At 55.8% G+C, this 26,292-nt stretch carries 25 protein-coding genes and 1 tRNA gene; 21 read left to right on the forward strand and 5 right to left on the reverse strand.

Annotation, left to right across the window (positions count from 1 at the left end; translation table 11 throughout):
• Positions 1 to 48: 48 nt before the first annotated feature.
• Entirely contained in the window at positions 49 to 1,401 is a 1,353-nt protein-coding gene (gene rlmD / locus ACFQUU_RS03810) for a 23S rRNA (uracil(1939)-C(5))-methyltransferase RlmD (protein ID WP_382242886.1), read from the forward strand.
• Positions 1,402 to 1,480: 79 nt separating this feature from the next.
• On the opposite strand, the gene ACFQUU_RS03815 is transcribed toward rlmD, so the two are convergent.
• Entirely contained in the window at positions 1,481 to 2,173 is a 693-nt protein-coding gene (locus ACFQUU_RS03815) for a Bax inhibitor-1/YccA family protein (RefSeq protein WP_382242889.1), read from the reverse strand.
• A gap of 270 nt (positions 2,174 to 2,443) precedes the next feature.
• Between ACFQUU_RS03815 and ndk the strand changes: the two genes are divergently transcribed.
• The 16 genes from ndk (at position 2,444) to ACFQUU_RS03895 (ending at position 18,860) form a co-directional block, all read left to right on the forward strand.
• Positions 2,444 to 2,869: a nucleoside-diphosphate kinase gene (ndk, locus tag ACFQUU_RS03820; protein ID WP_382242892.1), complete on the forward strand. Its 426-nt coding sequence runs from the start codon at positions 2,444 to 2,446 to the stop codon at positions 2,867 to 2,869.
• A gap of 64 nt (positions 2,870 to 2,933) precedes the next feature.
• Positions 2,934 to 4,103, forward strand: coding sequence for a 23S rRNA (adenine(2503)-C(2))-methyltransferase RlmN (gene rlmN, locus ACFQUU_RS03825; RefSeq protein WP_382242895.1), 1,170 nt, complete (start codon positions 2,934 to 2,936; stop codon positions 4,101 to 4,103).
• A gap of 11 nt (positions 4,104 to 4,114) precedes the next feature.
• Positions 4,115 to 4,903, forward strand: coding sequence for a type IV pilus biogenesis/stability protein PilW (gene pilW / locus ACFQUU_RS03830; protein WP_382242898.1), 789 nt, complete (start codon positions 4,115 to 4,117; stop codon positions 4,901 to 4,903).
• A complete protein-coding gene (locus ACFQUU_RS03835) occupies positions 4,896 to 5,882 on the forward strand; it encodes a RodZ domain-containing protein (protein ID WP_382242901.1) in 987 nt (328 codons plus the stop codon). Before pilW ends, ACFQUU_RS03835 begins: the two co-directional genes overlap by 8 nt.
• A 7-nt stretch (positions 5,883 to 5,889) precedes the next feature.
• Entirely contained in the window at positions 5,890 to 7,161 is a 1,272-nt protein-coding gene (gene ispG, locus ACFQUU_RS03840; RefSeq protein ID WP_382242904.1) for a flavodoxin-dependent (E)-4-hydroxy-3-methylbut-2-enyl-diphosphate synthase, read from the forward strand.
• A gap of 32 nt (positions 7,162 to 7,193) precedes the next feature.
• On the forward strand, positions 7,194 to 8,540 hold the full coding sequence (hisS, locus tag ACFQUU_RS03845; RefSeq protein ID WP_382242907.1) for a histidine--tRNA ligase: 1,347 nt from the start codon (positions 7,194 to 7,196) through the stop codon (positions 8,538 to 8,540).
• 11 nt (positions 8,541 to 8,551) lie between these two features.
• Complete coding sequence (locus ACFQUU_RS03850; RefSeq protein WP_382242910.1) at positions 8,552 to 9,196, forward strand: YfgM family protein; 645 nt, start codon at positions 8,552 to 8,554, stop codon at positions 9,194 to 9,196.
• A gap of 28 nt (positions 9,197 to 9,224) precedes the next feature.
• A complete protein-coding gene (gene bamB / locus ACFQUU_RS03855) occupies positions 9,225 to 10,373 on the forward strand; it encodes an outer membrane protein assembly factor BamB (protein WP_382242912.1) in 1,149 nt (382 codons plus the stop codon).
• A 6-nt stretch (positions 10,374 to 10,379) separates the two neighbouring features.
• Positions 10,380 to 11,723: a ribosome biogenesis GTPase Der gene (gene der / locus ACFQUU_RS03860; protein WP_382242915.1), complete on the forward strand. Its 1,344-nt coding sequence runs from the start codon at positions 10,380 to 10,382 to the stop codon at positions 11,721 to 11,723.
• A 131-nt stretch (positions 11,724 to 11,854) separates the two neighbouring features.
• Positions 11,855 to 12,091: an RNA chaperone Hfq gene (hfq, locus tag ACFQUU_RS03865; protein ID WP_057291543.1), complete on the forward strand. Its 237-nt coding sequence runs from the start codon at positions 11,855 to 11,857 to the stop codon at positions 12,089 to 12,091.
• 27 nt (positions 12,092 to 12,118) lie between these two features.
• Complete coding sequence (hflX, locus tag ACFQUU_RS03870; RefSeq protein WP_382243372.1) at positions 12,119 to 13,288, forward strand: GTPase HflX; 1,170 nt, start codon at positions 12,119 to 12,121, stop codon at positions 13,286 to 13,288.
• Positions 13,289 to 13,432: 144 nt separating this feature from the next.
• Positions 13,433 to 14,734: an FtsH protease activity modulator HflK gene (gene hflK, locus ACFQUU_RS03875; RefSeq protein ID WP_382242919.1), complete on the forward strand. Its 1,302-nt coding sequence runs from the start codon at positions 13,433 to 13,435 to the stop codon at positions 14,732 to 14,734.
• Positions 14,734 to 15,636, forward strand: a complete 903-nt coding sequence (gene hflC / locus ACFQUU_RS03880) for a protease modulator HflC (RefSeq protein ID WP_382242922.1) — start codon at positions 14,734 to 14,736, stop codon at positions 15,634 to 15,636. The genes hflK and hflC overlap by 1 nt, the downstream gene beginning before the upstream one ends.
• Positions 15,637 to 15,838: 202 nt before the next feature.
• Positions 15,839 to 16,990 carry an ATP phosphoribosyltransferase regulatory subunit gene (locus ACFQUU_RS03885; protein WP_382242925.1) on the forward strand — a complete coding sequence of 384 codons (1,152 nt, stop codon included), beginning with the start codon at positions 15,839 to 15,841 and terminating at the stop codon, positions 16,988 to 16,990.
• A gap of 4 nt (positions 16,991 to 16,994) precedes the next feature.
• Positions 16,995 to 18,293, forward strand: a complete 1,299-nt coding sequence (locus tag ACFQUU_RS03890; RefSeq protein WP_382242928.1) for an adenylosuccinate synthase — start codon at positions 16,995 to 16,997, stop codon at positions 18,291 to 18,293.
• A 30-nt stretch (positions 18,294 to 18,323) separates the two neighbouring features.
• Positions 18,324 to 18,860 (forward strand): phosphoribosyltransferase, encoded by a 537-nt coding sequence (locus ACFQUU_RS03895; protein ID WP_382243375.1) that lies wholly within the window; start codon positions 18,324 to 18,326, stop codon positions 18,858 to 18,860.
• A gap of 377 nt (positions 18,861 to 19,237) precedes the next feature.
• Here the strand turns inward: ACFQUU_RS03895 and ACFQUU_RS03900 are convergent.
• A tRNA-Leu gene (locus ACFQUU_RS03900) sits at positions 19,238 to 19,324 on the reverse strand.
• 153 nt (positions 19,325 to 19,477) lie between these two features.
• Between ACFQUU_RS03900 and rnr the strand changes: the two genes are divergently transcribed.
• The 4 genes from rnr (at position 19,478) to ACFQUU_RS03920 (ending at position 24,213) form a co-directional block, all read left to right on the forward strand.
• Entirely contained in the window at positions 19,478 to 21,916 is a 2,439-nt protein-coding gene (gene rnr / locus ACFQUU_RS03905; RefSeq protein WP_382242931.1) for a ribonuclease R, read from the forward strand.
• Between the two features lie 2 nt (positions 21,917 to 21,918).
• Positions 21,919 to 22,659: a 23S rRNA (guanosine(2251)-2'-O)-methyltransferase RlmB gene (rlmB, locus tag ACFQUU_RS03910; protein ID WP_057291536.1), complete on the forward strand. Its 741-nt coding sequence runs from the start codon at positions 21,919 to 21,921 to the stop codon at positions 22,657 to 22,659.
• Between the two features lie 86 nt (positions 22,660 to 22,745).
• A complete protein-coding gene (gene cysE, locus ACFQUU_RS03915) occupies positions 22,746 to 23,498 on the forward strand; it encodes a serine O-acetyltransferase (RefSeq protein WP_382242935.1) in 753 nt (250 codons plus the stop codon).
• 10 nt (positions 23,499 to 23,508) lie between these two features.
• Positions 23,509 to 24,213, forward strand: coding sequence for a YceH family protein (locus tag ACFQUU_RS03920; RefSeq protein ID WP_382242938.1), 705 nt, complete (start codon positions 23,509 to 23,511; stop codon positions 24,211 to 24,213).
• 142 nt (positions 24,214 to 24,355) lie between these two features.
• Here the strand turns inward: ACFQUU_RS03920 and ACFQUU_RS03925 are convergent, their stop codons facing one another.
• Genes ACFQUU_RS03925 through ACFQUU_RS03935 form a run of 3 tightly spaced genes read right to left on the reverse strand, consistent with a single transcriptional unit; the run spans position 24,356 to position 26,231 of the window.
• Entirely contained in the window at positions 24,356 to 25,156 is an 801-nt protein-coding gene (locus ACFQUU_RS03925; RefSeq protein ID WP_382242941.1) for a UDP-2,3-diacylglucosamine diphosphatase, read from the reverse strand.
• A 31-nt stretch (positions 25,157 to 25,187) separates the two neighbouring features.
• Positions 25,188 to 25,676 (reverse strand): peptidylprolyl isomerase, encoded by a 489-nt coding sequence (locus ACFQUU_RS03930; RefSeq protein ID WP_382242944.1) that lies wholly within the window; start codon positions 25,674 to 25,676, stop codon positions 25,188 to 25,190.
• Positions 25,677 to 25,700: 24 nt separating this feature from the next.
• Positions 25,701 to 26,231, reverse strand: coding sequence for a peptidylprolyl isomerase (locus ACFQUU_RS03935; protein ID WP_382243378.1), 531 nt, complete (start codon positions 26,229 to 26,231; stop codon positions 25,701 to 25,703).
• Positions 26,232 to 26,292: the final 61 nt, after the last annotated feature.

Consider the following 26,292-nt stretch of genomic DNA (forward strand, 5'->3'; position numbering starts at 1 on the left):
TCTTCTCTTTTATGTCGGGCGCGCCCGTCCGGCATTTCAAATTTTTCTATGCAGCACAGCACGATTGTTATTGAATCCCTCGACATGGAAGGCCGCGGAGTCGGTCATTTGCAGAACGAGGACGGTACCCCCGGCAAGGTCATTTTTGTCGAAGGGGCATTGCCCGGCGAGCGTGTGAGCTTCCAGTCATTTCGCAAGAAGCCGAAATGGGAAGCCGCCACACTGACCGAGTTGCACAATGAATCTGCGCTAAGGGTCACGCCGAAGTGTGTGTATTTCGGCACCTGCGGCGGCTGCGCCATGCAGCATCTGGAACCATCCGCTCAGGTGGCGATGAAGCAGCGTGTCCTGGAAGATAATCTTTGGCATATTGGCAAAGTCCGTGCTGAACGGATGTTGCGCCCCATTTATGGGCCGACCTGGGGGTATCGCTATCGCGCACGCCTGTCGGTTCGCAATGTGCAGAAAAAAGGTGGTGTGCTGGTCGGCTTTCATGAGCGCAAGTCCTCATTTATTGCTGACATGAAGACCTGTGAAATTCTGCCGCCGCATGTATCGGCCATGCTCGTGCCATTACGTCGTTTGGTGGAGTCGCTATCAATCTTTGACCAGATGCCGCAGATTGAATTGGCTGTCGGCGAAAACGTCACCGCTCTGGTATTGCGCATCATGGCACCGCTGACGGTGCAGGACGAAGCATTGCTGCGTTCTTTTGCCGATGAGTACAAGATACAGTGGTGGCTGCAGCCCAAGGGGCCGGACACGGTCTATCCTTTCTATCCTACCGATGTCGAACTGAACTACGTATTGCCGGAATTCGGCGTAAAAATGCCGTTCAAGCCCACCGATTTCACTCAGGTCAATCATCACATCAACCGTGTACTAGTGGCCCGCGCATTGCGTCTGCTCGATGTACAGCCGGAAGACCGTGTCGCTGACCTATTTTGCGGTCTTGGCAACTTCACCTTGCCATTGGCAACGCAGGCCCGCGAGGTGGTTGGTATCGAAGGCAGTACGGCGTTGACCGAGCGCGCGCTCGACAATGCAAGAACCAATGATCTCGACAAGAAAACCAGTTTCCATTGTCGCAATTTGTTTGAGGCAAAAACCGAAGACTTTATTGCTCTTGGCAAATTCGATCGCATGCTGATCGACCCGCCGCGCGAGGGCGCGATGGATGTATGTCAAGCAATTGTCGGATTGGCCGAGTCACACGCCGACATGCGTCCGAAGCGCATTGTCTATGTGTCATGCAGTCCTTCGACCCTCGCGCGGGACGCTGGCTACCTGGTGCATCAGGGAGGATATCGATTAATGCAGGCTGGAGTCGTCAACATGTTCCCGCACACGGCCCACGTGGAATCGATTGCCGTATTCGATTTGCCGGAAGAGTCTGTCTGATTGGACCGATCGGACCGGCAAGGAGCAACAAAAAAGCCGACCATCTGGTCGGCTTTTTTGTTTGTGGACCGCGAGAGTGTTAATCGCGATTGCCGCCGGCAATACCCAGCAAAGCAAGCAAGTTGGTGAAAATGTTATACACGTCTAGATATATCGCCAGAGTCGCAGTGATGTAGTTGGTTTCACCACCATTAACGACCTGCTGCACATCGTAAAGGATGTAAGCCGAAAAGATAGCGATAGCGAGCACCGAAATTGCCAGATACAGGGCTGGCATTTGCAGGAAAATATTGGCCAGTGCCGCAACCAGAATCACCAGTACGCCGGCAAACAGCCATTTGCCAAGCCCCGAAAAGTCACGCTTGGAGACAGTGGCAATCGTTGCCATGCCGGCAAAGATTGTCGCCGTGCCGCCGAACGCAGTCATGATCAGTTGCGGTCCATTCGAAAAGCCCAAGGTATAGCTGATCAGACGGGAAAGCATCAACCCCATAAAGAAGGTGAACCCGAGCAGAATTGCGACCCCCAGCCCTGAATCCTTGGTTTTTTCGATTGCATAGAAGAAGCCGAAGGCGATTGCCAGAAAGGCAATGAAGCCGATCATCGGGCTTCCAGAGAAGAGCGAAAAATTGAACTGCACGCCCACCCACGCACCGAGCACAGTGGGGATCATGGAAATGGCAAGCAGCCAATAGGTATTGCGCAGCACACGATTGCGTACGGCCAGTACGTCGGTCGTTGCGCCATAGGTGTGTTGAATGTTTCGTTCCATATTGCCTCCGGTGAAGTTACTTGCTACGTTACCGAACAATCACAGTACTGATGAGTATTCACGAGTACTGAAAATATTAACAGTATTGACAGCATCGCGTGCGAGTAAACGTAAAATTCTAAGATGCGCGGAACCAAGCGAAGTTCGCCCCCTCAAACCGCTCTGGCTTTGAGGAAACCCCTTGTGAAAGGGCTTTCGTGCTAAAATAGAAGGTTAGTTGATTTCTTAATTATTAACCTTAACCCTTTCTTTTTATTGGAGTTTTTACAGATGGCAATCGAGCGCACCCTGTCGATCATCAAACCGGACGCAGTCGCAAAAAACGTGATCGGTCAGATTTACACCCGTTTTGAGAACGCTGGCCTGAAGGTCGTCGCCGCACGCATGGCGCAACTGTCCCGTGCTGAAGCAGAAGGCTTCTACGCAGTGCACCGCGAGCGTCCCTTCTTCAAGGATCTGGTCGATTTCATGGTTTCCGGTCCAGTCATGATCCAGGTGCTGGAAGGTGAAAACGCAATTGCCAAGAACCGCGAACTGATGGGTGCAACGGATCCGAAGAAGGCAGACAAGGGCACGATCCGCGCTGACTTCGCTGACTCCATCGATGCCAATGCTGTGCACGGCTCCGATGCCGAAGAAACGGCAAAGGTCGAAATTTCGTATTTCTTCCCCGCACTGAACGTTTATTCCCGCTAATTAAAACCCCGTTTGCCCTGACCGCCTTTCATGATCGGGGCAAACAACATGATGAAGACTTGCCATGACGGACCTCACCAATCTGCTGGATCTCGATCCCGCGCAACTCGTTGCCTACTGCGGCGAGTTGGGTGAGAAACCGTTTCGCGCCAAGCAATTGCAGCGCTGGATCCACCAGTTCGGCGCCAGCGATTTCGATGCAATGACCGACCTTGCGAAGTCCTTGCGCGACAAGCTCAAAACACGCGCGACGATTTCTGCCCCCGCAATTATCAGTGACCATACCTCTGCCGATGGCACCCGCAAATGGCTGCTTGATGTGGGGCAGGGCAACGCGGTCGAAACCGTATTCATTCCCGAAGAGAACCGCGGTACGCTGTGCATCTCGACACAAGCGGGCTGTGCCGTCAATTGTCGTTTCTGTTCAACCGGGAAGCAGGGCTTTAACCGCAATCTGACAGTCGGAGAAATTATCGGCCAGTTATGGATGGCTGAATTTGAATTGCGCCGCACCAAGGGTATTGAGCCTGGTCCCAAAGGCGAACGCCAGATCACCAATGTGGTGATGATGGGAATGGGTGAGCCCCTGCTCAATTTCGAGCCGACCGTGACAGCGCTCAAGCTGATGCTGGACGATAACGCCTATGGCTTGTCACGTCGTCGCGTGACCCTGTCCACAAGCGGCGTGGTCCCGATGATGGACAAGCTCTCGCAGGAATGCCCTGTCGCACTGGCTGTCTCGCTGCACGCGTCCAACGATGCGCTGCGCGATGGTCTGGTTCCTCTGAACAAGAAGTATCCGTTGTCCGACCTGATGGCGGCCTGCCGCCGCTATCTTGAATTTGCTCCGCGCGACTTTGTTACCTTTGAATATTGCATGCTCGACGGCGTCAACGATACCGACCAGCATGCACGTGAACTAGTTGCGCTGGTACAGGATGGCGCAGAACCGGTGCCATGCAAGTTCAACCTGATTCCTTTCAATCCTTTCCCTGAATCGGGACTGAAGCGATCGAATAATCCGCGGATCAAGGCGTTTGCCCAAATCCTGATGGATGCCGGCATCGTCACCACCATTCGCAAGACGCGCGGCGACGATATCGATGCCGCATGCGGCCAACTTGCCGGCGAAGTGCAGGATCGTACCCGCGTGCAGGAGCGTATGCAAAAAATGGCTGAGTACCAGAAAAAATTCGGTAAAGATTTTGGTCGTATCGTCGAGGTGCCGCGGTGAGGAGCATCTTGATGCGAAGGTGGTATGCAGCGACAGCCGCCGCCCTCATCCTGTTGAGCGGCTGTGCGGCTACGCCCGGTGCGGGAAGCGGGCAGGGTGAGTTGCCTACAAGTTCAGATCAGACGGATAACCAGAAACGGGCGCGTATCCGCTTGCAACTCGCGGTCGGCTATTATGAGCAGCGCCAGCCCGCGGTGGCATTGGACGAACTCAAGCAAGCTCTTGCGGCTGACCCGGATTTTGCCGATGCCTATAGCATGCGCGGTTTGATTTACATGGACATGAGCGAGAACAAGCTGGCGGAAGATAACTTTCAGCACGCGCTCCGCCTTGCTCCGAACTCGCCAGACTTCAATAACAATTATGGCTGGTTCCTTTGCCAGACCGGGCGCGAGCAGCAATCCATCAGCTATTTCGACACAGCACTGAAGAATCGGTCGTATCAATCGCCAAACAAGGCATTGAACAATGCCGGTATGTGCAGTATGAAACTGAAGGACAAGGTTGCGGCCGAGCGCTATTTTTCCCAAGCCTTTCAATACGACCCGGGCAATCCGTCGACCAACGTCAATCTTGCCCGGCTGTATTATGAACGTCAGGACTATGAGCGTGCCCGCTTCTATATCGGGCGGGTAATGAAGGCGGACGTGATGTCCCCGGACGTGCTGTGGCTCGCGATCAAGATCGAACACAGACTCGGCGACCGCGCGGCGGAAGCAAGCCTGGCTACCCAACTGCGTCGTCGTCACGCCGGATCCGCCGAGTATGCGGCATATCAACGTGGAGCATTCAATGAGTGAGCCGGGAGTCAATGATCCAGCGATGCCTGAGCATATGCCCACCGATCACGCCGCCCCTGTTTCACCCGGTGCGCAGCTTGCTGCTTGCCGGCAGGAGCGCGGGTGGACCATCGAACAGGTTGCCAGTCATCTGAACCTCGCGCCACGTCAGGTGGCGGCAATTGAGGCGGATGACTATCCATCCCTTCCCGGCATGGCGATCGTGCGCGGTTTCGTCCGCCAGTACGCCAAGCTGCTCAAGATCGATGCTGCGCCGCTGCTGGCGTCTTTGGGTGGCGAAACCGTATTGGCGCATGAATCGATCCGGCCGCGTCAGTCGCTGTCCACACCGTTCTCGGAGGCGAGATTGCCGTCGATGACAGAACGCCATGCCTCGTCGTCGCGCTGGGTCCTTGGCGCCTTGCTGCTTATCGTGGCTGGTGCAGTGGCGTGGGCTCTGCTCAAGGACAAGAACCTTGCCGACATGTCTGATGCTGCGACATCACAGGTCAAAAGTGGCATTGCGCAGATGACGTCGCCGGTTGGAACCTCTCAGCCCTCAGATGCAGCTTCGGCACCGGCAACGAGTGAACCTGCGGCGTCGGTCGAAGCGGGCAGCCCGGTTTCAGAACCGGCACACGAGGTGGCGCCCGCGACCACAGGCACCAATGGCTCTTCCGCTACGCCCAGCCAGGCTGGTCAGTCGGGCGCCGTGCAATCAGCAATGCCAGCCGCAGATGCAACCTTGGCGTCTCCCGGCAAAGATGCACTCGTAATCAAGGCTAGGCAGGATTCCTGGCTTGAAATCAAGCCCGAGGGTGCTTCCAAACCCGCAGTGTCGCGGCTCATGAAGGCCGGCGAATCGGAAACATTCGAAGTTACCGGGCCCGTTTCCGTTGTAATTGGCAATGCCTCGGGCGTCGACGCAAACCTGCGTGGCTCTGCCATCGAGCTTAAGGCCCCCGGCAGTGGCAACGTCGCCCGTCTAAAGCTGAAATAAGACCCGTATGCCGATAGTTAATTCTCCTATTACTTCCGGTCCGCTTGTGCGGCGTGTCAGTCGCGGCGTCGCCATTCGCTATGGCACTCGGGAAGTGCTGGTCGGCGGCAACGCGCCGGTGGTCGTGCAATCCATGACCAATACCGATACTGCCGACGCCATCGGCACGGCCATTCAGGTCAAGGACCTGGCACGCGCCGGCTCGGAACTGGTACGGATCACAGTCAACAATCCTGAAGCCGCCGCCGCGGTTATCGCCATTCGCGAGCAGCTCGACAAAATGGGCATCGACGTGCCTCTGGTTGGCGACTTCCATTACAACGGCCATAAGCTGCTTACCGATTTTCCCGAATGTGCACAGGCGTTGTCCAAGTACCGCATCAACCCGGGTAATGTAGGGCAGGGCGCAAAGCGCGATACGCAGTTTGCGCAAATGATCGAAGTGGCATGCAAGTACGACAAGCCGGTTCGCATCGGCGTCAACTGGGGCAGTCTTGACCAGTCGCTGCTGGCGCGCATCATGGATGAAAACGCACAGCGTGCCGAGCCGTGGTCGGCACAAGCTGTCATGTACGAAGCGCTGGTCACTTCGGCCATTGAAAATGCGCAGCGCGCCGAAGACATCGGCCTCGCGGGCGACAAGATCATCCTTTCGTGCAAGGTATCCGGGGTGCAGGATCTGATTGCCGTATATCGCGAACTCGCACGCCGCTGCGATTACCCGTTACATCTCGGATTGACCGAAGCCGGCATGGGCAGCAAGGGCATCGTCGCATCGACAGCCGCATTGTCCGTTCTCCTGCAGGAGGGCATTGGTGATACGATCCGCATCTCGCTGACGCCCGAACCAGGTGGCGACCGCACCAAGGAAGTCGTGGTCGGCCAGGAAATCCTACAAACCATGGGGTTGCGTAAATTTACGCCCATGGTAATTGCCTGCCCCGGCTGCGGTCGCACCACCTCCACGGTGTTCCAGGAGTTGGCCGACAGGATCCAGACTTACCTCAGGGACCAGATGCCGGTATGGAAAAAAGAGTATCCCGGTGTCGAGAACATGAATGTCGCCGTGATGGGTTGCATCGTTAACGGTCCAGGCGAATCCAAGCATGCCAACATCGGCATCAGCTTGCCCGGCACCGGTGAGTCGCCTGCGGCCCCCGTATTCGTCGACGGCGAAAAGAAAGTCACACTGCGCGGCGATCATATCGCCGAAGAATTCCAGGCCATTGTGCTGGACTATGTGAAGACACGTTATGGTAAAGAAGCGGCTGCCGCTTGAGGCACCGCGTAGAGAGCGTTCACTGAAACAGAATGTCAGAAAATAAAAAAACAGAAAAAATCGTCGGCGTAAAAGGGATGAACGATATCCTGCCGAGCGATGCAGCGCTGTGGGAGCTGTTCGAGAATACCGTGCAATCGGTCCTCAAGAGCTATGGCTTCCAGCAGATCCGTACGCCTATCGTCGAACCGACCGCCTTGTTCGCACGCGGCCTGGGTGCCGTCACGGACATCGTTGAGAAAGAGATGTACTCTTTCGTCGATTCCATGAATGGTGATCACCTGACCCTGCGCCCGGAAAGTACCGCCGGCGTGGTGCGCGCCGCGCTCGAACACAACCTGACCTATGACGGACCAAAACGTCTGTGGTACATGGGTCCGATGTTCCGCCACGAAAAACCGCAGCGTGGCCGATATCGCCAGTTCCATCAGGTAGGAGCCGAAGCACTCGGATTTACCGGTCCTGATGTCGATGCTGAATTGATCATGCTGTGCCAGCGCCTGTGGGATGATCTCGGCCTGCAAGATATCCGGCTCGAGCTGAATTCCATCGGCAATGCGGACGAACGCGGCCGTCATCGCGCCGACCTCGTCGCCTACTTCGAACAGCACAAGGAACTGCTGGATACCGATGCCCAGCGTCGCCTGCAGTCCAATCCGTTACGCATCCTCGACACCAAGAATCCGACGATGCAGCAAATGGTCAATGCGGCTCCAAAGCTGCTCGATTATCTCGGTGAGGAATCGCGTGCCCACTTTGAAGGCGTGCAAAAAATCCTGCGCCACAACAATATTCCATTCACTATCAACCCACGCCTTGTACGCGGCATGGACTATTACAACCGTACCGTGTTCGAGTGGGTTACCGACCAGCTTGGTTCGCAAGGAACAGTTTGCGGCGGCGGACGCTATGACCCCCTGATCGAAATGTTTGGTGGCAAGCCCACGCCGGCGTGTGGCTTTGCGATTGGTGTCGAACGTCTGCTTGAACTGCTGAAAGCCAATGGCGAGCAATACGCACCCAATCAGTGCGACGTCTACGTTGTGCACCAAGGCGAAGCGGCACAGCTTCAGGCCTTCGTGGTGGCGGAGCGTTTGCGCGATGCCGGCCTTGATGTGATTCTCAACTGCGCCTCGTCCTCCGGCGGAAGCAGCTTCAAATCCCAGATGAAACGTGCCGACGCCAGCGGCGCTGGGTATGCGGTCATCATCGGCGATGACGAAGTCGCTCAGGGCGTTGCCGCGGTCAAGAATCTGCGTGCAGCCGAAACCGACAACAATCAAGTCACCGTCCCGCTCGAATCGGTCGCCGTCCACGTGCTCGACCAGATTGTCTGCGGTGACGAATGCGACGATCCGACTCACCACCATCATCACTGAGCAGAAATATCATGGCATACGATCTCGAAGAACAAGAACAACTGGCGTCACTGAAGTCGTGGTGGAGCCAGTACGGCAATCTCGTCACCTGGCTGCTCATCATCGCACTTGCCGCTTATGCAGCATGGACCGGATGGAATACCTACCAGCGCAATCAGGCTACGCAAGCCGCGCAGCTTTACGAAGAACTGCAAAAGGGTGTCACCGCAAAGGACAATCAAAAAGTGCAGCGCGCAGCCGGTGACATCGCTTCTCGCTTCGGCAAAACCGCCTATGCGCAAATGGGAGCATTTGCCGCCGCCAAAAGCGCCTTTGAAGCGGGTGATCTGAAAGCGGCCAAAACACACCTGCAATGGGTCATCGATCACGGTAGCGACGAGTACAAAGCCATCGCAAAAATCCGCCTCGCCGGCGTGTTGCTCGACGAAAAGGCCTACGATGACGGACTTAAACTGTTGTCCGGAGACTTCCCTGAGCAGTTCGCCGGTGCGGTCGCCGACCGCAAGGGAGATATTCTCGTCGCACAATCCAAGATCGAAGAGGCAAGGGCTGCATACAAGACGGCTCTCGACAAGACAAATGAGCAAAACCCGGCACGCCAGTTGATCCAGCTGAAACTGGACGCGATCGGCGGCGCAGCCAAAGCGGCAGCCTAAAATCAAAAATCAAAAACAAGGGGAAACAATGCGTATTGCCGTAAAGCTTACCTCCGTGGGAATGCTTGCCGTCCTGGCTGGCTGTTCGTCGCTGAATCCGTTCGCCAGCAAGCCGGCACCGCGCAATCCGCCCGCCGCTCTCGAGCAGTTTCAGCAAACCATGGCCGTGCAGACGGCGTGGTCGACATCGGTAGGCAGCGCTGCCAATTTCGTGTTTACGCCCGCCGTCGTTTCCGGCAGCGTCTTTGTTGCCGCAGCAGATGGCACGCTCGCCAGGATTGATGCGGCCAACGGACGTACCGACTGGCGCGTCAATGCCGGCGCACCGCTTACCGCCGGTGTAGGCAGCGACGGGACCACCGTCGCGGTCGGTGCCGAAAAGGGCGTGCTGATGGCATTCAATGTCGATGGCAAGTTGCGCTGGAAAGCGCAGGTTTCCAGCGAGATTCTGTCGGCGCCAGCGGTGGGCCAGAACCTTGTTATCGTTCGCAGTGTTGACAACCGCATTGCAGCCTTCGATGCGGAGAGCGGAAGCCGCCGCTGGGTTGCGCAACGCCCCACACCACCGCTGACATTGCGCACGGCTCCCGGCATCATCATTGATGGATCGAATGCCTATGTTGCCATGCCGGGCGGTCGTTTGCTGGCGCTGGCGTTGACCAATGGCGGTCCGCGCTGGGAAGCCGCAGTCGGTGACCCGCGTGGCACGACTGAACTTGAACGTATCGCCGATTTGTCGGGTTCCCCGATAGTGGCTGGCCAGGATGTCTGTGCCGTCGCTTACCAGGGGCGTGTTGCCTGCTTTAATGCAGTCACTGGTGCTCCGCGCTGGGGCAAGGAATTGTCGAGTGATGTCGGTCTCGGGCTGGATGAACGTTATGTTTTTGCCGCGGATGAACGCGGCACCGTCACGGCCTTCTCCCGTGACTCTGGATCGGGCGCATGGCGTACCACCAAGCTGGCCAACCGCGGACTGTCCGCACCGGTCGTCCTGGGACGCGCAGTTGCCGTTGGCGATAATCAAGGTTACATCCATTTTCTGTCGCGCGAAGACGGTGCAATGCTTGCACGCATAAGCACCGACGGTAGTCAGGTCACGGCTGCAGTGCCGGTTACCTCGACCCGTGCGATTTTTCAAACCAAAGCAGGAACAGTGGTTGCCCTGGCAGCCGAGTAAGAATCAATGAAGCCGGTAATTGCATTAGTAGGCCGACCCAACGTCGGCAAATCCACATTGTTCAACCGGCTGACCCGGTCGCGCGATGCCCTGGTCGCGGACCTCCCTGGACTGACACGCGATCGCCATTACGGCGAAGGCCGTGTTGGCGAACGTCCATTCCTTGTCATTGATACCGGCGGTTTCGAACCGGTGGCCAAGGAAGGCATCATGCATGAAATGGCCAAACAGACAAAGCAGGCGGTTGCCGAAGCCGACGTCGTGGTCTTCATCGTGGACGGACGCCAGGGCATGACGCCACACGACAAAACCATCACCGACTTCCTGCGCAAATCCGGCAGGCCAGTCATGCTGGTCGTGAACAAGGCGGAGGGCATGAAATACACCTCCGTGACAGCTGACTTCTACGAACTTGGCCTTGGTGACCCCTATGTCATTTCCGCTGCGCACGGCGACGGCGTGGTGGACCTTGTCAATGAATCACTGGATATCGCATTCGCACAGCGCCCACCGGAACCGGAAGCTGAATCACCGACGGCGCGAGGCATCAAGATCGCGATCGTGGGCCGACCAAACGTTGGCAAATCGACGCTCGTCAACACCCTGCTCGGGGAAGATCGCGTTATTGCTTTCGACATGCCGGGTACCACCCGCGATTCCATCGAAATCCCGTTCGAGCGCGAAGGGAAGCAGTACACCCTGATCGACACTGCGGGTATCCGGCGGCGCGGCAAGGTTTTCGAGGCAATCGAGAAATTTTCCGTAGTCAAAACCCTGCAGTCCATCTCCGAAGCCAATGTCGTCCTGCTCTTACTTGATGCGCAGCAAGATATCTCCGAGCAGGACGCTCACATTGCCGGATTTGTCCTGGAGTCTGGCAGGGCATTGGTTGTCGGCGTCAATAAATGGGACGGGCTGACTTCCGACAAACGCGATGAAATCAAGATGGACATGGAGCGCAAGCTCAGCTTTCTGTTCTTCGCCAAATTTCACTTCATTTCCGCATTGAAGGGCAGCGGCATTGGTCCGCTCATGAAGTCCATCGATTCAGCCTACGCAGCCGCCATGGCCAAGCTGTCTACGCCACGACTCACACGTGCGTTGATTGAAGCGGTCGAGCACCAGCAACCACGTCGCAAAGGATCGATCCGGCCGAAGCTTCGCTATGCGCACCAGGGCGGGCAGAACCCGCCGATTGTCGTTATCCACGGTAATGCGCTGGACGCGATTGACGACAATTACAAGCGTTATCTGGAGAAACACTTCCGCGAAACTTTTTCATTGGTAGGCACTCCATTACGTATCGAACTACGTTCAAGCAAAAATCCTTTTGCCAGGGATGAAAAGTAAGATTTGCGCTTGGATCGTACTTGGCAAACTGCGCCTAAATCGATTACAGTCGTAGAAACATTATCAGAGAGGCACTTGAAAATCGTCAGGTTGTCTCCAACTCCATATCACAACAACACAACGGAGCTGTCATGAGCAATAAAGGGCAACTGTTACAAGACCCCTTCCTCAACGCCTTACGCAAAGAGCACGTCCCCGTCTCTATCTACCTCGTAAATGGCATCAAGCTTCAAGGTCATATCGAATCGTTTGACCAGTACGTCGTACTGCTCCGCAATACCGTGACGCAAATGGTGTATAAGCACGCCATTTCCACTGTGGTACCGGCGCGCGCAGTGAATATCAACGTTGAATCTGACGCGGAATAAGAGATCGCTACCTCGGCCACACACCTCATTCGCGCCGCATTAGTCGGCGTCGATTTCGGCAAGGGCGACTTTGCCGCAAGCCTGGAAGAGCTCTCGCTGTTGTCAAAATCAGCAGGAGCCGACCCCGTTGTTACAATCACCGGAAAACGTTCCAGTCCTGACGCCGCACTATTCGTCGGATCAGGCAAAGCCGACGAAATCGGCGATGCAGTTGCACGTGAAAAGCTGGACCTCGTGATTTTCAATCACGCGCTCTCGCCGGCACAGCAGCGTAATCTGGAGCGTCATCTCAAGGTGCGTGTTATCGACCGTACCAGCCTCATTCTCGATATCTTTGCTCAGCGTGCACAAAGTCATGAAGGCAAGGTGCAGGTCGAGCTCGCTCAGTTGCAACATCTGGCCACGCGCCTGATTCGCGGCTGGACTCACCTTGAACGACAGAAGGGTGGTATTGGCTTGCGGGGGCCTGGCGAAACGCAGCTTGAAACCGACCGCCGCTTGCTGGGCGACCGTGTAAAAGCCTTGCGCGTCCGTCTTGATAAACTGCACCGCCAACGCGAAACGCAACGACGTGCCCGTGGCCGCAACAATACTTTCTCGGTATCACTCGTGGGGTATACCAATGCTGGCAAGTCGACGCTGTTCAACTCGCTGACAAAGGCCCAGGCATATGCAGCGAACCAGTTGTTCGCGACTCTCGACACCACATCACGCCGTATCTATCTGGGTGAAGCGGGTAACGTGGTCATCTCCGATACAGTTGGTTTTATCCGCGAACTGCCTCACCAACTGGTTGCGTCATTTCGCGCGACGCTTGAGGAAACTGTTCATGCGGATTTGCTTCTGCATGTGGTTGATGCCGCCAGTCCAGTACGGATGGAGCAGATCGAAGAGGTCAACAACGTTCTTACCGAAATTGGCGCCGATCATATTCCGCAGATACTTGTCTGGAACAAGATTGACGCTGCAGGACTTGAACCTGCTTTGGAGCGTGATGAATATGATAAAATCCGCCGTGTTTTCATCAGCGCCCAGACTGGGGCCGGCCTTGATCTGCTGCGAGAGGCAATAACCGAGTTCGCGAAAGAAAACGCTGTATCGCAAGTTGACCGTCTTCCCGTACCGGACCAGCGTAACGAAGCCGGGCCACCTCCATATGTAAGTGGCTCCCACGTAACTGGACCGCATGACAGGTAGACGGTAAGCGCACGTCCATACAGCGAAAAGGCGGAAATGGGAAGTTACGCCTTGCGTAAGAACGCGTCAAGCAAGCGGTAATCGTGCAAACTGAATGTCATCTCAATCATTGCAAATTATTAACATAAGCCGGATAGCGAGAGAATGCCTGTTCCTCTAATTAAAAAAATCGGCCTCAAGTTTTCTTTGAATGACCCGCGCTGGGGACGTGGTTCCCAAGACAATGGTCAAAACAATAATCAGAACCAGGACGGCAAGCGACCAAATGATGGTCCGCCCGACCTCGACCAATTGTGGCGAGAATTTAACCAGCGTCTCAATCGTCTTTTTGGTAATCGGGGGGGAGGTCGTGGTGATGGTGGATTTAATCCTGATATGAAGGGCGCCGGCATAGGCTTTGGTCTCATTGCGGCAATCGTGGCGTTTCTCTGGCTGGTAAGCGGGTTCTTCATCGTTCAGGAAGGTCAAACCGCCGTGGTCATGACTTTCGGCAAGTATAGCCACATGACTCCGGCCGGCTTTAACTGGCGTTGGCCAACGCCGATTCAAAGTCATGAAATCGTCAACGTCTCCCAAGTACGTACGGTTGAGGTGGGATATCGTTCCAGTGTCCGTAACAAGCAGGCAAAAGAATCGCTGATGCTGACGGATGACGAAAACATCATTGATATTCAGTTTGCGGTTCAATACAAACTCAAGAGTGCTGCGGACTGGGTATTTAACAATCGCGACCAGGAAGAGATGGTGCGTCATGTTGCGGAGACTGCGATTCGCGAAATCGTGGGCCGCAGCAAGATGGACTTCGTCCTCTATGAAGGACGTGAAAAAGTCGCCTTCGATGTCAGCCAGGTAATGCAGCAAATCACCGACCGCTATAATGCCGGTGTCCAGATCACCAATGTCACCATGCAGGGCGTGCAACCTCCCGAACAGGTACAGGCTGCATTTGACGACGCGGTCAAGGCAGGTCAGGACCGCGAACGCCAGAAGAATGAAGGCCAGGCATACGCGAACGATGTCATTCCGCGCGCACGCGGTGCGGCATCGCGTCTGCTGCAGGAAGCTGAAGCATATCGTTCCCGTGTCGTGGCAAATGCCCAGGGTGACTCGGAACGCTTCAGGCAGGTGCTCGGTGAATACCAGAAGGCGCCAGCCGTCACCCGGGATCGCCTCTATATCGAGACCATGCAGCAAATCTTTACCAACACCACCAAAGTGATGGTGGATAGCCGCACTGGAAGCAATCTCCTTTACCTGCCATTGGACAAACTAATCTCGCAATCGGCGACTGATGCCGCACTCCCCAAGCCCGGCGCTCCGGCAGCCGGACAACAGTCTTCTGGAACTTCGGCGGCAACCGAGCCGTTGCAATCAATGGAAACACAAAGGCAGAGAGAGTCCCGTAGCCGTGACGGGCGTGATTCGCGTGAACGGGAGACCCGATAATGAATCGCATCGTCTCTTATACAATTGCCGCGCTGATCCTGCTGTCGGTATTAATGTCGACTTTGTTCGTGGTCGACCAGCGCCAGTATGCAATCGTCTTCGCTCTTGGCGAAGTCAAGAAAGTGATCAACGAGCCTGGCCTGCACTTTAAACTGCCACCGCCATTCCAGAATGTCCTGTTCCTTGATAAGCGTATTTTGACTCTGGATACGCCCGAGGCCGATCGTTTTATCACGGCTGAAAAGAAAAACATTCTGGTCGATGCCTACATAAAATGGCGCATTATCGAGCCGCGTCTCTACTTCGTCAGTTTTACCGGCGATGAGCGCCGCGCTCAGGATCGCATGTCACAAATCGTCAAGGCTGCACTGAACGAGGAAATCACCAAACGCACCGTGCGTGAAGTCATTTCCGGCGAACGTGGCAAGGTAATGGCCGCGATTCAGGAAAAGGTGGCTGCAGAAGCCAAGCAGATTGGTGTCGCGATTGTCGACGTACGGCTCAAGCGCGTCGATTACGTCGAACAGATCAACAATTCGGTATACGACCGAATGAAGGCTGAACGTGTCCGTGTCGCCAACGAATTGCGCTCGACTGGCGCAGCCGAGTCTGAAAAAATCCGGGCCGATGCAGACCGCCAGCGCACGGTGATTCTTGCCGAAGCATACCGCGAGGCTGAGGGAATCCGTGGCGATGGTGATGCCAAGGCAACGCAAATCTATGGCCAGGCGTTTGGTCAGAATCCCGAGTTTTTCAAATTTTATCGCAGTCTTGAGGCCTACCGGTCCAGCTTTAAAAACCGCAGTGACATCATGGTGCTTGATCCGAATTCTGAATTCTTCAAGTACTTCAAGAACACAGGGCCAGGAGTGGCAGCGGCAGCGGCGTCGGCCAAGAAATAAAGGCGGATCCGAGCAACACTTTGCTACTCCCAATGGGAATGATGCCTCGAAGAAAGGTATCATTCCCTTGGTCATTACCGGCCACGTGCCAAATCGTCGAATGCAGTATCGCCTGTCGATTAGACAGGCATGTTTTTTTATGACTACATGCTTGCAGTACTGAAGCAATCCGAATTTACTTTACTGCTGTTCCTTTCCTGTCATGCCGAACTGGCTACTTCCAGAAAACATTGCTGACGTACTACCGTCTGAAGCCCGCAAGATCGAAGATTTGCGCCGCAAGCTGCTTGATAATTTCCGTTCCTACGGTTATGAGCTGGTAATGCCGCCGATGCTGGAATATCTCGAATCCCTGCTGACTGGTGCCGGTCAGGATATGGATCTGCGCATTTTCAAGCTCGTCGACCAGCTTTCCGGTCGCACGATGGGGGTGCGGGCTGACATGACAACGCAGGTTGCCCGTATCGATGCGCATTTGCTGAACCGACGTTCGGTGACGCGCCTCTGTTATGCCGGAAGCGTACTCCACACGCGTCCCTCCGGGCTGCATGCGACGCGTGAACCATTGCAGATCGGTGCAGAAATCTATGGACACGCCGGCCTTGAAGCGGATGCGGAAATCCAGGAGCTCGTCCTGGCGTCACTGGCGCTGGCAGGTATATCGCAAGTGCGTCTCGATCTTTGCCACGTTGGTGTCCTACGCGCAATTATTGCGGAAGACGACAGCGCAAGAAATCAGGATGCGGCCCTATTTTCACTGCTGGAATCCAAGGACGTTCCGGGGCTGATGACATTGTCACGTGACTTTAGTGTTCAGACCCGCGAAGCGTTGCTTGCATTGCCGGGATTGTACGGCGACGCGACCGTAATTGACCGCGCCCGTGAAGTGTTACCTAAACTAGCGGGTATTACACGTGCCCTTGACGAACTCGCACTCCTGGTCAAACAGGCAGGCGATGCCAGTGTGACGGTGGACCTGGCCGACCTGCGTGGCTACCACTACCATAGCGGCGCCATGTTTGCGGCTTATGTGCCAGGTTTACCGAACGCAGTGGCGCGAGGTGGCCGCTATGATCACGTAGGGGAGGCGTTTGGGCGGGCACGTCCGGCCACAGGTTTTTCCATGGACTTGCGTGAACTTGCACGTCTGATGCCCGGAGCGGAACGCAAGCAAGCGATTCGTGCACCATGGGGTACGGAACCGGCATTGCGCCGAAAAATTGGAGAATTGCGTCAGGCCGGCGAGGTTGTCATCCAGACCTTGCCTGGCCACGAAAACGAGCAGGACGAATTCGACTGCAACCGTGTGGTCGTTTTTGAAAACGGAAACTGGATTCTTAAAACACTAGGTTAAAAGCATGGCAAAGAATGTCGTTGTCATCGGCACCCAATGGGGCGATGAAGGTAAAGGAAAGATCGTCGACTGGCTGACCGATCACGCACAAGGTGTTGTGCGCTTTCAAGGCGGACATAACGCCGGGCATACTCTGGTGATTGGCGGTCAGAAAACCGCACTCCAGCTGATCCCCTCAGGCATCATGCGCCCGGGCGTCGCCTGCTATATCGGCAATGGCGTTGTCCTGTCGGTGCCTGATCTGCTTCGTGAAATCGACAAGTTGCAAGCGAGCGGCGTTGAAGTCGTCTCGCGCCTCAAAGTGTCGGAAGCCTGCCCCGTCATTCTGCCGTATCACACCGCTCTCGATGCGGCACGTGAAATGGCGCGCGGCGCGGCAAAGATCGGTACTACCGGTAAGGGTATTGGACCGACCTACGAAGACAAGGTCGCCCGTCGCGCGATCCGCGTTGCGGATCTGCTCAATGAGGGTCGTTTCGCCGAGAAGCTCAAGGAAAACCTTGATTATCATAACTTCGTTCTTACGCAGTATCTGAAGGCGGAACCGGTCGATTTCCAGAAGACTCTCGACGACGCGCTGGCGACTGTGCCACGCCTCGCGCCAATGGTGACGGATGTCTCCAGCGCGTTGTATGCGGCGTATAAGGCGGGTGGTCACCTGCTATTCGAGGGCGCTCAGGGCAGCTTGCTCGACGTTGACCATGGCACTTATCCATTTGTTACATCGAGCAACTGCGTCGCAGGCAATGCGGCAGCGGGTTCCGGCGTCGGCCCCAACATGCTGCATTACATCCTTGGCATCACCAAGGCGTACACCACGCGTGTCGGCTCTGGGCCATTTCCGTCGGAATTGCCGACCGACCAAGGAATCGGCAAGCACCTCGCCAGCGTTGGCCACGAATTCGGTACGGTCACTGGCCGTGCCCGCCGTTGCGGCTGGTTTGATGCCGCCTTACTGCGCCGCTCGGTGCAGATCAATGGTGTTTCCGGCATGTGCCTGACCAAGCTGGACGTGCTCGACGGCCTTGAGTCGCTCAAGCTGTGTACGGGCTACAAGCTTGATGGCAGGGAAGTCGATATCTTTCCAGTGGGTGCCGAAGATGCGTCACGGTGCGAACCGATCTATGAGGAAATGCCGGGTTGGAGCGAGTCCACCGTTGGTGCCAAGTCACTGGCGGCACTGCCGGCGAATGCGCGCGCCTACGTCAAGCGCATCGAGGAGTTGGTTGGTGTTCCGATCGACATGGTGTCCACCGGACCGGATCGTGAAGAGACCATCGTTTTGCGCCATCCGTTTGCATGATTGCATGAACTAAAAACTACAGAAAGCGAAATCGTCATGTCGAACGATAAGGATCTTTGGGTTTCCTGGGACGAATACAACCACGCGATCGTGGACCTTGCGCGCATGGTTCACGAGTCCAATTGGCAGTTCGACCAGGTGTTATGTCTCGCTCGCGGCGGTTTGCGTCCTGGCGATGTATTTTCGCGTATCTTCGATGTGCCCCTAGCGATTCTGTCGACTAGTTCTTATCGGGAAGAAGTCGGGAAGGTACAAGGCTCACTCGACATCGCAAAACACATCACCATGACACGTGGCAGTCTTTCCGGCAAAGTGTTGCTCATCGACGATCTCGTCGATTCGGGCGTTACTCTGGAAAAGGTGCAAACGCATTTAAAGGAAAACTTCCCCGGCGTCACTGAGGTGAGGTCGGCAGTTATCTGGTGCAAGGCTTGTTCCTCGGTACGCCCAGATTACTATTTGCAGTACTTGCCGAACAATCCCTGGATTCATCAGCCTTTTGAGGAGTATGACAGCCTGAATCCGCATCAGCTTTCAGCATGGCTTAAAAAAGGTGAGCCGTCCTGAACTGATTATGACCTGAACTTGCCAACTGTTTCATACTCAAAAAACTGTTGAATAACAGTCCGGTGAATCAGAATGGCATGGAATGCAAAAAGCCCGTTGGATTCGCCAACGGGCTTTTTGCATTGTAAGTATTAGTCTTGGGGCTGGCCCACTGCGCCGCATGAGGGCAGACGTGCGGCCTGCTATGGCTGCGAAAGATGCTGGTGATTTGTAATGCCTGAACGAACATGTCTTGCCAACGATGGGTAGAGCAATGACTTGCTACGGAAATGGAGTGATGATGGAAGTCGGTGAAGACCGCACCATAAAGCTGTCGATAGATAAAAAGCGTTTGGGCAAAAGAAAAGGTCCGCCGAAGCGGACCTTTTCTAACAACCTGGTGCCCAGAAGAGGACTCGAACCTCCACAGTGTTGCCACCGCTAGGACCTGAACCTAGTGCGTCTACCAATTCCGCCATCTGGGCTGCGAAAGACCAACATTATAGCGGAAAAACAGATCGTGTCAATTCCATGTGAAAAGACAGAAAAGCAAGAACACAAGCGCGGCGTTAGGTAAATACAACGGTAGTCCGTTACACTAACCCTTAAATAAATTAACAACGAACTGAAACACCCAGTTGAGCCAATTTACTTACACAATTCCCAGCCGGGAGGAAATCCTCGGCATATTGCGCACCGCGGCTGGTCCGCAGGATGTGCAATCCCTCGCTACGGCACTGAACGTCAAACCCGATGAAATGGACGGCCTGACGCGGCGCCTCAATGCCATGGAGCGCGATGGTCAGATCAAGCCCGGGCGCAACGGCCATTATCAGCTTGCTCATCAGCCGAATTTTATCGAGGGTCGCGTCATCGGCCATCGCGAAGGTTACGGCTTTCTCGCACCGGAGGACGGTAGCGCGGACATCTTCCTTCCCGAGAAGGAGATGCAGAAAGTGCTGCATGGTGACCGCGTACAAATTCGTATCGTAGGCACTGATCGTCGCGGGCGTCCGGAAGGCACCATTGTTGAAGTCATCGAGCGCGCAAACCGCTACGTCATCGGACGTCTGCTCAATGAGAACGGTGTCTGGGTGGTGGCGCCCGAAGACAAACGCATTGGTCAGGATATCCTTCTGCACGGCGCACCAGGACAAGCGAAGGCCGGACAGGTAGTCAGCGTAGAACTGATGGAGCAGCCCTCACGGTACACGCAGCCTGTCGGCAAGATCGTCGAAGTGCTGGGTGATATCGACGACCCCGGCATGGAAATCGAAATCGCCGTACGCAAATATGGTGTGCCGCATGAGTTTTCCGAAGCCGCGAAGAAGATGGCGGCCAAACTGCCGGGCGAAGTGCGCGATGCGGATCTTGCTGATCGTGTGGACTTGCGCGACGTGCCGCTCGTAACCATCGACGGTGAGGATGCCCGCGATTTTGACGACGCTGTCTATTGTGAGCCTGTAAAAATCGGGCGCAGCAACGGCTATCGTCTGATCGTGGCAATCGCTGACGTCAGCCACTATGTAAAGCCGAATGACGCACTAGACAAGGATGCGCTGGAACGCAGCACGTCGGTATATTTTCCCCGTCGCGTAATTCCAATGCTGCCGGAAAAATTGTCGAACGGCTTGTGTTCCCTGAATCCGGCAGTTGATCGTCTCACGCTTGTCTGTGACGCGGTGATTACTGCCAAGGGCGATATCAAAGCGTATCAGTTCTATCCGGCCGTCATCCATTCAGCCGCGCGTCTGACCTATACCGAGGTCGCTGCGATACTGTCCAATACCAAAGGGCCTGAGGCAGCAAAGCGCCAGATTCTGGTGCCGCATTTGCTGCACCTTAATGAAGTCTTTCATGCTCTGCTGCAAGCAAGGCATGCGCGTGGCGCAATTGATTTCGAGACCACCGAGACCTACATCGTCTGCAATGCAGCCGGCAAAATTGAAAAGATTCTGCCGCGTACGCGCAACGATGCGCACCGCCTGATCGAAGAATGCATGCTGGCCGCAAACGTTTGTGCGGCCGACCTGCTGGCACGTCACAAGCATCCCGGCCTGTACCGTGTGCATGCGGGGCCAACCAAGGAAAAGCTCAATCAGGTACGTACCTTTCTCAAGCAGATGGGCCTGCATCTTGGCGGTGGCGATACGCCGGCGGCCTCTGACTATGCGGAACTGATCCCGAAGATCAAGCTGCGTCCTGATGCAGTTTTGTTGCAAACAATGCTGCTGCGCTCAATGCAGCAAGCAGTTTACAGCCCCGACAACCTGGGACACTTCGGTCTCGCCTATGAAGCCTACGCACATTTCACCAGTCCGATCCGTCGTTACCCGGACTTGCTGACGCACCGTGCCATCAAGGCTATCCTGCAAGGCAAGCGGTATGAACCCAAGGGAATCGAGACCAGCGAACTGAACACCATGCTGTCACCTGCGGCACGCCGCATGGCGGCAGAGGACAGAGCGAATGGCAAGACCAAAAAAGAGGGCGACCTCGCCGTTTGGGAATCGCTCGGTATCCATTGTTCCGCCAATGAACGTCGCGCCGACGAAGCTTCACGTGATGTCGAAGCTTGGCTGAAGTGCTATTTTGTGCGCGACAAACTGGGTGAGGAATTCACAGGCACAATTTCGGGTGTGGCACCCTTTGGGATCTTCGTCCAGCTCGACGCGCTGTTTATCGAAGGATTGGTGCATGTGACCGAACTCGGTGCAGACTATTTCCAGTACGACGAAGTGCGTCACGAATTGCGTGGCGAGCGCACTGGTATCCGTTATCAGCTGACGGACCGTGTCACAGTACAGGTAAGCCGGGTGGACCTCGACGCGCGCAAGATCGATCTGCGGCTCGTGACCGAAACGGATATTCGTACGACACTCAAGAACGAGGCACGCCGCGCCGAAGCGGAGCAGCAATCGCGCGAAAAGAAAAACCAAGCCAAGGCCAAACCCGCTGCAAAGAAAAGCAAAGCCGCAGCACCGGCTAAAGCCAAGGGCGCACGTACGGGCAGCACGGCAAGCAAGTCTTCGCGCACATCCAAGACCAGCGCAAAAACCGGAAAGAAGAAAAGATAGCAATGAAAAGTAAAATGATTTTCGGTTTCCATGCCGTAACCGCACGACTGCGCCATGACGCGTCTTCGGTTGAAGAAATCTATGTTGATGCGAGTCGCCACGACCGGCGCATGCAGGAGCTGCTGAAGGCGGCCGAAGGCGCCAAGGTCAGGATCATCCATGCCGACGATCAGCGTCTCGATGGGATGGTGGGTACACGTCGCCATCAAGGCGTTGTAGCGAAAGCAGGCGAACTGTCCCTGGCGCGCAATCTTGATGAACTGCTCGATGGCATAGAAGGACCACCGCTGTTGCTGATTCTGGACGGCGTTACCGATCCGCACAATCTAGGCGCCTGCCTGCGGGTTGCCGATGGCGCCGGCGCGCATGCCGTGATCGCTCCCAAGGATCGCGCCGTAGGCCTGAACGCGACTGCGGCCAAGGTGGCCAGTGGCGCAGCCGACACGGTCCCATATATCACGGTGACCAACCTTGCCCGTACGATGAGAGAGCTCAAGGAGCGCGATATCTGGCTGATCGGCACGACCGATGATGCGGAAAAGGATTTGTATGAAGGAGACTTCTCCGGTCCGGTTGCTTTGGTCATGGGCTCCGAAGGCGAGGGCATGCGTCGCCTGACCCGCGAAAACTGCGATATCCTTGTCAGTATCCCCATGCATGGGGCGGTGGAAAGTTTGAATGTCTCGGTAGCGTCAGGCGTTTGCCTGTACGAGGCACGGCGTCAGCGTATTGCAGCGTCCTGACTTGCAGCGGCCTGACAGGGCAGGTATGCCGGACGCTTTGGTCCGTGCGCCTTGCCAGGACGATTTCAATTTGATTTCGAGCTCATATGTTCAGCCGCATCCGCGAAGACATTGCCAGCATTATTGAACGCGATCCCGCTGCGCGCACCAGTTGGGAGGTGTTGACCTGCTATCCCGGGCTGCACGCGATCATCATGCATCGCTGGGCGCACTGGTGCTGGCTGCATGGGTTCAAGTGGCTCGGACGGTTTATATCGCAGATTGCGCGCTGGCTGACGGCAGTTGAAATCCATCCAGGCGCAACCATCGGACGCAGGGTATTCATCGATCATGGTTTTGGGGTCGTCATCGGCGAGACGGCGGAAGTGGGTGACGACTGCACGATTTATCAGGGCGTCACGCTTGGTGGCACTTCGCTTAGCAAGGGTTCCAAACGACATCCTACGCTTGCACGCGGAGTAATCATCGGCGCAGGTGCCAAGGTTCTTGGCGGCTTCACGGTAGGCGAGGGTGCCAAGGTCGGATCCAACGCCGTGGTCGTCAAGGAAGTTCCACCCGGCGCGACAGCGGTGGGCAATCCCGCCCACATCGTGCAAAAGGATGTTGGCAAGCAACGCGAGGAAGCAACCGCGCGCGTGTTTGCCGCTTACGGTGTTACCCTCAGTAGCGGCGAAGATCCGCTGTCGACCGCGCTCCATAAGCTCATCGACCATGCCGCAGCGCAGGATGAGCAAATGCAGAAAATTCTTGTCGCATTGAAGAATGCCGGCGTCGGGTGCGAGGGCATGCCGGATACATCGCGTCTCAACCCTGACCAACTCAACAAGCTCGTTGAATGAAAGAACCGTCGTGAGTGAAACGACTGATACAACTGAAACCGCGGAGCCCCGTCGTGACGGGCTTGACGTGCTCGATCCTTTTGAGGTGCGTGTACTCGCCGTCCTCGCCGAGAAAGAAGCGCTGACTCCTGATAACTATCCCTTGTCTCTCAACGCGCTGACCAACGGCTGCAACCAGTTATCAAGTCGCGATCCGGTGATGTCGATTTCCGAGGATACGGTGCAGGATGTCCTTGAGCGCCTGGTGCAGAAGAAGCTGGTGTCCGAGGTGCGGCAGGCCGGCGCTCGTGTCGCCAAGTATGAACACCGAATGCGGATGAAGTGGTCGCTTGAGCAGGACAAACTTGCCGTGCTGGTGATCCTGATGCTTCGCGGCATACAGACCGCCGGTGAAATTCGCTCACGCAGCGGACGGGTTCATGATTTTTCGACGGTTGGCGACGTGGAAACTGCGCTGCAGTTCCTGATCGATAAATATCCGCCGGTGGTTGCCCGGCTTGCACGGGCACCGGGTACCAAAGAGACACGCTATGCGCATTTGTTGTCCGGCGTTGAAGTGCTGGAACGTCAGGAAGTGGCGGCAAGTTTTTCAACAGGCGTTGAAACACCGCGACAGGAACGGATTGCGCAACTCGAAGCGGAAGTGCTGAAAATGCGCGGCGAGATGGATGCGTTGAAGGCGCAGTTTGAAGAATTCCGGAAGCAATTCGAATAAGCGGAATCAGGCGCAGACCAAGGACGCGGGTTATAGAGGGGCTAGGCTCCCAAAATCCCGCAAGCAAGGTCAAGTGCGCGAGGCAATTCAAGTGCCGTCGAAATGCGCCTGGTGCATCTTCTGACATGTATCAGCGGATTTTTTAATCAGCCTGTTCATCGACGACACTTCCGTCGATCCCAAATCGCTTGATCGAAGCGTCCCGATAAATGCCGATCCAGCCTCCGCGCATTGGCTCGGCATCACAATCCCAATCCGGTAACACGTAGCGCCATCTGGAAAGACCACTGACCACATGCTTGTGCGCCGCAGGGCGGTGCGTGTGTCCGTGGATCATATGTGTTGCCTGGGTCTGCGCAAATACCGCATCGATCGCGGCAGTGTTGACATCCATGATGTCGTATGACTTGTTTTTCTGTGCATCGCGGCTGCCGGTTCGCATGCCATCGATAATCGCCTTGCGCTGAGCAAGCGGCATCGCAAGAAATTGCCGCTGCCATTCGGCTTGCCGGACCATACGACGAAATTCCATGTAGGGTAGATCATCGGTGCATTCGGCATCGCCATGTAGCAAGACTAGCCGCAGTCCGGCGATCTGGGCGATAAATGGCTCATCCAGCAGTGTCAGGCCTGCAGCTTCGGCGAAGCCGGATCCCAGCAGGAAGTCACGGTTACCGCCTATCCAGCAGATCGATGTGCCGGCGTTACGCACGCTTCGCAACGCGTCGACGATTTGCCGGTGAAACGGCGCATCGAGATCATCATCTCCCGCCCAGTATTCAAATAGGTCGCCAAGCAGATAAAGCTGCTCGGCGTGAACTGCATGCTGGCGAAGAAAATTCAGGAAAGCCTCGGCCGTGCGTGGCAGCGTAGGCTGCAAGTGCACGTCCGAAACAAAAAGCGCAACCGGATAAGGTTGCGCTTTGTGCGATGGTTTGGTCATCGAGTTGCGGGATCAATAAAGGGAGACAGTCTTAGACCACTTCCGCTTTTTCGATCACGACGTTCTCTACCGGTACGTCGGAGAACATGCCGGCGCGAGTTGTCTTGACGGACTTGATCTTGTCGACGACGTCCGTACCTTCGACAACCTTACCGAACACGCAATAGCCCCAGCCGTCCTGGCCAGGGTAGTCCAGGAAGCTGTTGTTCTTTACGTTGATGAAGAACTGCGCCGACGCCGAATGCGGATCCGACGTGCGTGCCATGGCCAAGGTGTAAGGCTCGTTCTTCAAACCGTTCTTTGCTTCATTCTCTACCGGATCGTTCGTCGGCTTTTGCTTCATGCCGGGCTCAAAGCCGCCACCCTGGATCATGAAGCCGTCGATCACGCGATGGAAAATGGTGCCGTCATAGTGACCGGCGCGTACGTAGGAGAGGAAATTTTCTACCGTCTTCGGCGCCTTTTCCGCGTCGAGTTCGATCTTGATGTTGCCGTGATTGGTGGTGAGGATGACAGCCATGATGGTCCCTTATGAAAGTTGGTTTTACTTGACGATGTTGGCCGATTCGATGATCACGGGTTTGACCGGAACATGCTGAAACATGCCGCTGTTGCTAGTTTCCACCGCCTTGATCTTGTCGACGACGTCGGTGCCTTTGACGACCTTGCCGAACACTGCGTAACCCCAGCCGTCCTGACCAGGGTAGTCCAGGAAGCTGTTGTTCTTTACGTTGATGAAGAACTGCGCCGACGCCGAATGCGGATCCGACGTGCGTGCCATGGCCAAGGTGTAAGGCTCGTTCTTCAAACCGTTCTTTGCTTCGTTCTCTACCGGATCGTTAGTCGGCTTTTGCTTCATGTCCTTGTCGAAGCCGCCGCCCTGGATCATGAAGCCGTTGATGACGCGATGGAACACGGTGCCGCTGTAGTGGCCTTTCCTGACATAATCCAGGAAGTTGGCGACCGACTTTGGTGCCTTCTCCGGATACAGCTCAAGAACGATATTGCCCATGTTAGTCTTGAGTGCAACCTGCGGATTGTCGGCTGCCTGGACGCCATGGACGGCGGCCGTCATTGACAGAGCGGCAACCAGCCGGATGAAATGTCGACGTGAAGATGGCATGCGTGCTTCCTTT

This window comes from Herbaspirillum sp. GCM10030257 (assembly GCF_042666555.1).
Taxonomy (GTDB): Bacteria; Pseudomonadota; Gammaproteobacteria; order Burkholderiales; family Burkholderiaceae_D; genus Noviherbaspirillum.

Excerpts from the sequence above, each read along its gene's own strand:
- ACFQUU_RS03935 (WP_382243378.1), bottom strand. The coding sequence starts at position 26,231 with ATGACGGCCGCCGTCCATGGCGTCCAGGCAGCCGACAATCCGCAGGTT.
- bamB (WP_382242912.1), top strand. The coding sequence starts at position 9,225 with ATGCGTATTGCCGTAAAGCTTACCTCCGTGGGAATGCTTGCCGTCCTG.
- rlmN (WP_382242895.1), top strand. The coding sequence starts at position 2,934 with ATGACGGACCTCACCAATCTGCTGGATCTCGATCCCGCGCAACTCGTT.
- ACFQUU_RS03890 (WP_382242928.1), top strand. The coding sequence starts at position 16,995 with ATGGCAAAGAATGTCGTTGTCATCGGCACCCAATGGGGCGATGAAGGT.
- ndk (WP_382242892.1), top strand. The coding sequence starts at position 2,444 with ATGGCAATCGAGCGCACCCTGTCGATCATCAAACCGGACGCAGTCGCA.
- hflK (WP_382242919.1), top strand. The coding sequence starts at position 13,433 with ATGCCTGTTCCTCTAATTAAAAAAATCGGCCTCAAGTTTTCTTTGAAT.
- hflC (WP_382242922.1), top strand. The coding sequence starts at position 14,734 with ATGAATCGCATCGTCTCTTATACAATTGCCGCGCTGATCCTGCTGTCG.
- ACFQUU_RS03930 (WP_382242944.1), bottom strand. The coding sequence starts at position 25,676 with ATGGCTGTCATCCTCACCACCAATCACGGCAACATCAAGATCGAACTC.
- ispG (WP_382242904.1), top strand. The coding sequence starts at position 5,890 with ATGCCGATAGTTAATTCTCCTATTACTTCCGGTCCGCTTGTGCGGCGT.
- cysE (WP_382242935.1), top strand. The coding sequence starts at position 22,746 with ATGTTCAGCCGCATCCGCGAAGACATTGCCAGCATTATTGAACGCGAT.
- ACFQUU_RS03815 (WP_382242889.1), bottom strand. The coding sequence starts at position 2,173 with ATGGAACGAAACATTCAACACACCTATGGCGCAACGACCGACGTACTG.
- hisS (WP_382242907.1), top strand. The coding sequence starts at position 7,194 with ATGTCAGAAAATAAAAAAACAGAAAAAATCGTCGGCGTAAAAGGGATG.
- ACFQUU_RS03885 (WP_382242925.1), top strand. The coding sequence starts at position 15,839 with ATGCCGAACTGGCTACTTCCAGAAAACATTGCTGACGTACTACCGTCT.
- ACFQUU_RS03850 (WP_382242910.1), top strand. The coding sequence starts at position 8,552 with ATGGCATACGATCTCGAAGAACAAGAACAACTGGCGTCACTGAAGTCG.
- rlmB (WP_057291536.1), top strand. The coding sequence starts at position 21,919 with ATGAAAAGTAAAATGATTTTCGGTTTCCATGCCGTAACCGCACGACTG.
- rlmD (WP_382242886.1), top strand. The coding sequence starts at position 49 with ATGCAGCACAGCACGATTGTTATTGAATCCCTCGACATGGAAGGCCGC.
- pilW (WP_382242898.1), top strand. The coding sequence starts at position 4,115 with ATGCGAAGGTGGTATGCAGCGACAGCCGCCGCCCTCATCCTGTTGAGC.
- der (WP_382242915.1), top strand. The coding sequence starts at position 10,380 with ATGAAGCCGGTAATTGCATTAGTAGGCCGACCCAACGTCGGCAAATCC.
- hfq (WP_057291543.1), top strand. The coding sequence starts at position 11,855 with ATGAGCAATAAAGGGCAACTGTTACAAGACCCCTTCCTCAACGCCTTA.
- ACFQUU_RS03835 (WP_382242901.1), top strand. The coding sequence starts at position 4,896 with ATGAGTGAGCCGGGAGTCAATGATCCAGCGATGCCTGAGCATATGCCC.
- ACFQUU_RS03925 (WP_382242941.1), bottom strand. The coding sequence starts at position 25,156 with ATGACCAAACCATCGCACAAAGCGCAACCTTATCCGGTTGCGCTTTTT.